This is a genomic window from Aeromicrobium sp. (genome assembly GCF_014378035.1).
In the GTDB taxonomy this organism is placed as follows: domain Bacteria; phylum Actinomycetota; class Actinomycetes; order Propionibacteriales; family Nocardioidaceae; genus Aeromicrobium.
The window spans coordinates 1-6,073 of sequence record NZ_JACMOM010000207.1 but is presented as its reverse complement, the minus strand read 5'-3'; the positions used below and the strand labels follow the sequence as shown (position 1 = coordinate 6,073).

The following is a 6,073-nucleotide window of genomic DNA, read 5'->3' as shown; positions in this document are numbered from 1 at the left end:
GAACTGCTCGACGAGGGTCTGTGTGAAGTGCTGGGTGCCAAAAGCAACCATGCGATTCAACTCGCAGATGCCGTCTCGGGAAATGACCACGTTCGTCGTGGTCGGGCCCACGTCGAGCAACGCAACGATCGATTCGGCCGGAGCCTCGTCGCCCTCGCTCAGGAGTGCAAGCTTCACGGCAGGTAGCCCTGCGCGCATGAGCGCGAATGCCGCGAGGTCGATGCGAGCGACCTTCAGGCCCGCCCGCACGATTGCATCTCGGTACCCCTCGACCGATTCGCGATAGGCCATGACGACGACGTGCCGCTCCTTCTCGCCACCAGAATCTGCATCCTTCCAGCGAGCCACGGTGTGGTGATCCCAGATGACTTCTTCAATCGGAATGGGAAGGTTGTCGGCGACTTCGAAGCTCAGCGCTTCACGAAGCTGCTTCGAGCTCTTGATACGCGGCATCTCGATGATGCGCGTCACGCAGCGCTGGTTGGCGATGCCGACGGCAACCGTGCGCTCCTTGATGCCGTGTTCGGCCCAGAAGGCACGAATCGCGTCCGCGAGCGCGTCGGCGTCCAGCACCTCACCGTCAGCAACGATGCCGGGTGCAAGTGGTGTCTCCGCGTGGGTCGCAATCCCGTATGCGCGGCCCTTCTTGCGCAGCGATACGGCAACGAGTGCGGTGGGCGTGATATCGAGTCCTACGGCAGCAGTGGCCATGGGTGGTCATTCCTCGCTTCGGGTCCCGGCAGCTATCGGTCTGGTGCCCCAGTCACTTGAGGCGGTGCAGCGCAACCGTTGACGCACCAAGCCAAAGCTAGCAAGCTGAACGTTTGCAGAGATGGCGCACGTGCGGCGATTACGCAGTTTCCGCGGAAGGAGTTCAGGCGCCGATTCGAAGGTACGCGTCGAGGATCTGAGGCCCGAAGAACCACCCGAACGCACCGCCCATCGCCAAGAATGGGCCAAACGGGATGGCAGATTTGCGGCCCTTCGCCAGCCCGCGTGTCGCAATCAGGTAGATCGACGGGACCAGGCCGGCGAGGAATCCGGCGAAGAGGCCCACGGCCACGGGCGCTCCGAGGAATGCTCCCAGGCCCAACACCAGCTTGACGTCGCCGAACCCCATGCCGCCACGCTTGGTGAGCAGGTACGGCAGGAGCAGGAAGATCGATGCACCGAGCGCCGAGGCCAGCACCTCCACCCACCACCACTGATGCCCGAGGAATCGCGGTCGAGGACCGAAGCCCAGCGAGCAGGCGAACCCGAGCCAGATGATGGCCGTGTTGAGCTCGTCGGGAATGATGCGCAGCTTCAGGTCGATGACCGAGATCGGTATCAGCAGCGTGAGGAAGATCACACCCGTGACGAGGTCGGCGACCGAGTCGGCCGCCAGCGCGACGGCGAGCCAAGCGAGCGACGTGCCTGCTTCCACGAGCGGGTACTGCAGGCTGATGCGCTGCTGGCAACCGCGACAGCGACCTCGAAGTGCCAGCCAGGACAGGAGCGGGATGTTCTCGTACCACGTGATGTGGTGCCCACAGTTGGGGCAGGCGCTGCGACCGCCGAGGCTCCCCCGCTCACGCCAGTCGACCACGGCGAGCCGCGAGATGACTACGTTGAGGAAGCTGCCGATGAGCAGTCCGAAGACTGCGGCGTAGACGATCCAGATGGTTCGGTGGTCCATGCCGAGCAGCTACCCCGGTTGCACCGGTGTGGAAACGCAGTTGGGGGCGGCCCGAAGGCCGCCCCCAACCATCACGACTGGATGTGGAACTAGCGACTGACGCTGTACACGTTGTTGACGCGAACCTTGCCGAGCTTGACGTACGTATCCGAGTACGCCGCGTAGCCAGCGGTGGGATGTCGCAGACCCGTCAAGGCAAGCCTGATCGTGAAGGTACCCGGCTTGCTGATGGCCGCGCAGATCTTGTAGCCCTTCTTCATCGTGAGCTTCGCCGAACGAGCCGTGGTCCATGACGTGCCGCTCGCGTACTGGATCGCGGTCGAACCGGTCAAGGCGGTCTTGCTCGAGACGGTGGTGCAGAACGAGCCTCCGTTGCGAACTTGCCGCATGGTCACTCGCGCCTTGATGACGGGCTTCGCGGCAACTGCGAACGGGGCACTGTAGGCGACGTTCGATGGGCCTGCGTACGCCATGCGATAGCAGCCGCTGGTCGATACCTTCGCCGGGAACTTCACCATGCCCTGCGCAGCCTTCTTGCCGGTGACGGCAGACGCTACTTGACGATAGGCGCCAGCAACTCCGCACGTAGTGGTCTTGCGCTGCAGCTGCACCGTCTTGCCATTGCTCGCGGAACCCGCGATCAGCAGTTGACCGTCGATGTTGGAGATTCCACCTGTCGCGACGACAGGCTGGTTCAGTCCGTAGCGGATCTGGGTGGGAAGTTGCACCGCGACGGCGCGCGGATCACTGAACTGCCCTTCGATGCCTCCGATGTTCGCTCGCACACTCCAGACGACGGCCCCTGTGCTCGTGGCGGGGACGTGGAACGAGGTCTGAGCCGTCGTAGTCGTTCCGGAAGCGCCACCCAAAGACCACTGGACGGTGTAGCTACTGGCACCCTGGGTGGGCGACCACCCGAGGTCGGCACCGTTCTCGTCACCGGAGTCACGGAGACCGGTCGGCGCCGATTCGTGCTTCACGAACGACTGCGCATCGCTCCAGGCGCCTGTGATGGCGCGACTTGCATCGCCCTGACCGAAGTCGACGGTGCGAACGCGGTAGAACCATTGCCCATCGGGAAGCTCACCCCGCGTGTTGCCGCTCGTGATCTCGAACGGCACGATGCGCGGAGCCGTCGTCGACAGGGAAATCGTGTCCTCGCCTGCAGGGATGTGTGGATCCTGCGACAACTCGATCTCGTAGTGCTCGGCGCCATCCACGCCGTGCGCCCACGCCGCGTTGTTACCTGCGACGTTGTTCGAGCTCGTCCACCGAATGAGCGGAGTGTCGCCTTCGAAACGCGGCGTGACCTGCGTCGTGACTTCAGACCGCTTGGTGAACGTCTGCGCAACGCCATCGTCGACGTATCCGTACTGCGATGCCGAGAGCGGGAGACCAGGTGAGATATCGGCATAGAACGGGGAGCAGTTTCCCAGCACTCCTGGTGAGGTGCTGATGGATGCGCACGGAATCACGCGCCACCAGTAACCCGTTCCCTCGGCGTTGTCGGGGAGCCCGCTGGTGGGGGCCCAACTCTGCTGGAAACCGTAGCCCGACGAAATCACGCCCGGCTCGTAGTGAGTGACCTGCATGTTGTTGAAGTTCGGGTCACGTGCGATCTGGACCACGTATCCGCCTGCTCCGGGGAATGGCTTCCACGTGAATGCGGGGATCTGCATCGTCGAGGCATCCACCGATCCCACGACGCCAGTGGCACTCATGGTCGTACCCAGATGCACGAGGCACCCGTCGGTGGTCGGGTTGAGGGCGCCCACGCAGCGCGTTCCGACGGTCGCGTTGACCGCGGCGGCTGGATTCAGGTCGAATCGGTGCTGACGGTTGGCGCCGCCGTTGCGGTAGCGGGTCCACGAGCCATACGACACGATGTCGTCATCGATCGTCACGCCAGACTCACGCTTCTTCTGAATGACATACACAGGTCGAACGCGCCAGAATATGGAGTACGCATTCCCGTATCGGCCGTCACTCGCCATCGTGGACTCCGTGGAACCCGTGAACATCGAACCCCAGTCATCAGCCTGGTTGTCCGGAATGCCTGCTGGCTCACACTGGACCGGATGCATCGGGTCGGTGGTGAAGCATGACTTGCTGAGGTTTGCCCAAACCTTCTCGTCGAAGATGTCACTGAGGGTCACGAAGTTGTTCTGGGTCGTTTTCGCAAGTCCCGACAGACGACATTGGGTCGGAGACGGGTCGTAGGTGTAGAGCAGCACGGGCGTAGCGGGGACGTCGTTGTAGACGGCGGGCTGATTGACCCAGTCGCCGTACGCCTGCGGTGCGCCTGCGACGTTCGAAGGGTCCCAGAAGCAGCCAGCGTTCGTGCCGACCTGATATTCGTAGTACGTGGCGCCCGCCTTCGGAGTCCACCCGATGCGCATTTCCGACTGGGTCGAGGAGTCGGGCGGCCAGAGGTTCGCGGGCGTGCTCCACGTCGCATCCTCCCACTCAACCGTGAACGAGTTCTCGCCGGACGACCAGCCTCCGGCTACACCCGACGCGGAACTTGCCCTGATGCGCCAGTAGTACGTGTCGTCGGGGAGGTGCGGCACTAGGGTCCGGTTGGCGCGGATATCTTTTTTCGTGAAGACGGTGGCGGCTGTCGCGAAGGAACGGCTGTTGGCGACTTCGAGGTCGTACTCGGCGGCGCCGGGCACCACGTTCCAGGACACGTACCCCCCGCCTTGAGTCTTGGCTGAGCCCGTTGCTGCGTCAGGATCCGACGTGGCCCGTGGGAACGAGCCGTCGGTGTCGTTGAAGAACAGAAGGCCAGAAGGCAGCGAGGTCCACGTCCGACGGAAACTCTGCGCGGAGCTCCAGCCACCCGCCGTCGATCCGCTCCCGGTAGTGCGAACGCGCCAGCAGTAGTCGCCCAGCCAGATGCCGGAACCTGACGCCTTGTCGACCATCGTAGGAACCCAAGTCGTGTCTCGGGTCGTTCCCGTAGTCACCAGACCGTCGGTGAGGAATGTCACTGCCGCGGGGCATCCTCCGCTCGAGGGTCGTCGCGCAATCTGCACTTCATATGCGTTCGCTCCGGCAACCGAGCTCCACGACAGGCGCACCGCGACTGCCGGGTATGGAAGCGACGATCCATCTGCCGGAGAAATCGCGACGGGAGTCGCGATGACCGCGTCCGTATCTGAGGATCCGTCGTAGAGCTTGGTCGCTCCGAATGCGCCTCCCGCGAGGAAGGCCCATGTCAGGGCGCCCATGGCAAGCGCCATGAAGGAGGTACGGATGATCTGGACGTTGGGTCGCATGGATGTGTATCCCAGGTCGTGGTCGCGCGCAGGCGCGGGTACAAAGTCGTTCGGGTCACGTCATCGGTCACCGAGGCGGTCGACCTTGAGGCCGTCTGCAGTAAGTTCACCCAGTTGCAAAGTGGCGTTAGGATCGCCAACAGCGTATGACGCCACGAAGACACCGAGGGGGCCGCGATAGCGACCCCCTCGGGAGTTTCGGATCAGCGCTGGTGCGCGCTGGCTTGAGCGTGGATCACCACTTGCCGGTGAGGCACGTCTTGCTGCCGGTGACCGGGCCAGAAGTCGTGGCTGTGGGTGCCATGTTGCGACCGCAGAGCTTGTAGAGCTCGCCGGTGGAGGAGTGATGCTCGATGAACGTCATGTTGTCGCCCGCATCGACGATCGTGGCCGCCACGGCGTAGCCTTGGCTGCCCACCGGTACGACGGTGTACTGGTTTGCGGCCGGAGCTGCTGATGCAGTGCCGATGGTGCCAAGCGATTTCAGCGCCGGCTCCAACGCGACCAGAGTTGCCGGAGTGAGGCAGTTGAGGCCGCCCGCAGTGGCGTCCGTGTATCCACCGGAGGGCAGCTGGGTCGCGCACGATTCGATGGCGTTGACGACCTGCTTGATATTGGCAGTTGCCTTGGTCTTCACGGCCGTGTTCTTCTGGCTCAGGAAGGTCGGGACGGCGACTGCCATGAGGATCGCGATGATGATCATCACGACGAGGAGTTCGATGAGCGTGAAGCCGTTTTCGGCATCTGAGCGCTCGCGGAGACGTGCCAGCATGAGTGGAACCTTTCAATGGAGTGGGCTTGCGGGCGGAGACGTTGGTCGCGGCTTACATCGGCACGGCCGACATCACCCTTGAGCACATTTTTCGCAGCTCACTTGATCTTGTCGAAGAGGGCGAACATCGGCATGTAGAGGGCGATGATGATGAATCCGACGAGGCCGCCGACGAAGATCATCATGATCGGCTCGACGATCGATGTCAGCGACTTGATGGAGGCTTCGACCTCGTCCTCGTAGAACTCGGCGACCTTCTCGAGCATGGCGTCCATCTTGCCGGTCTCCTCGCCGATCGCGGCCATCTGCACGACCATCGACGGGAAGATCGCGTGACGCTTG

The 6,073-nt window shown here is 63.2% G+C and carries 5 protein-coding genes; all 5 read right to left on the bottom strand.

What is annotated here, in order from left to right:
* Window positions 1-711: type IV pilus biogenesis protein PilM (gene pilM, locus H7290_RS10725; RefSeq protein ID WP_290514003.1), on the bottom strand; the 711-nt coding region annotated here is incomplete at its 3' end.
* A 163-nt stretch (window positions 712-874) separates the two neighbouring features.
* The gene (locus tag H7290_RS10720; RefSeq protein WP_290514002.1) at window positions 875-1,678 is read right to left on the bottom strand and encodes an A24 family peptidase; all 804 of its coding nucleotides are present in this window, start codon (window positions 1,676-1,678) and stop codon (window positions 875-877) included.
* 89 nt (window positions 1,679-1,767) lie between these two features.
* Entirely contained in the window at window positions 1,768-4,959 is a 3,192-nt protein-coding gene (locus H7290_RS10715; protein WP_290514001.1) for a hypothetical protein, read from the bottom strand.
* Between the two features lie 235 nt (window positions 4,960-5,194).
* On the bottom strand, window positions 5,195-5,731 hold the full coding sequence (locus H7290_RS10710; protein WP_290514000.1) for a prepilin-type N-terminal cleavage/methylation domain-containing protein: 537 nt from the start codon (window positions 5,729-5,731) through the stop codon (window positions 5,195-5,197).
* A gap of 98 nt (window positions 5,732-5,829) precedes the next feature.
* Window positions 5,830-6,073, bottom strand: a 244-nt coding sequence (locus H7290_RS10705) for a type II secretion system F family protein (protein WP_290513999.1), incomplete at its 5' end; no start/stop codon positions are given.

Coding starts and splice junctions, on each gene's coding strand:
- H7290_RS10715 (WP_290514001.1), bottom strand. CDS start 4,959: ATGCGACCCAACGTCCAGATCATCCGTACCTCCTTCATGGCGCTTGCC.
- H7290_RS10710 (WP_290514000.1), bottom strand. CDS start 5,731: ATGCTGGCACGTCTCCGCGAGCGCTCAGATGCCGAAAACGGCTTCACG.
- H7290_RS10720 (WP_290514002.1), bottom strand. CDS start 1,678: ATGGACCACCGAACCATCTGGATCGTCTACGCCGCAGTCTTCGGACTG.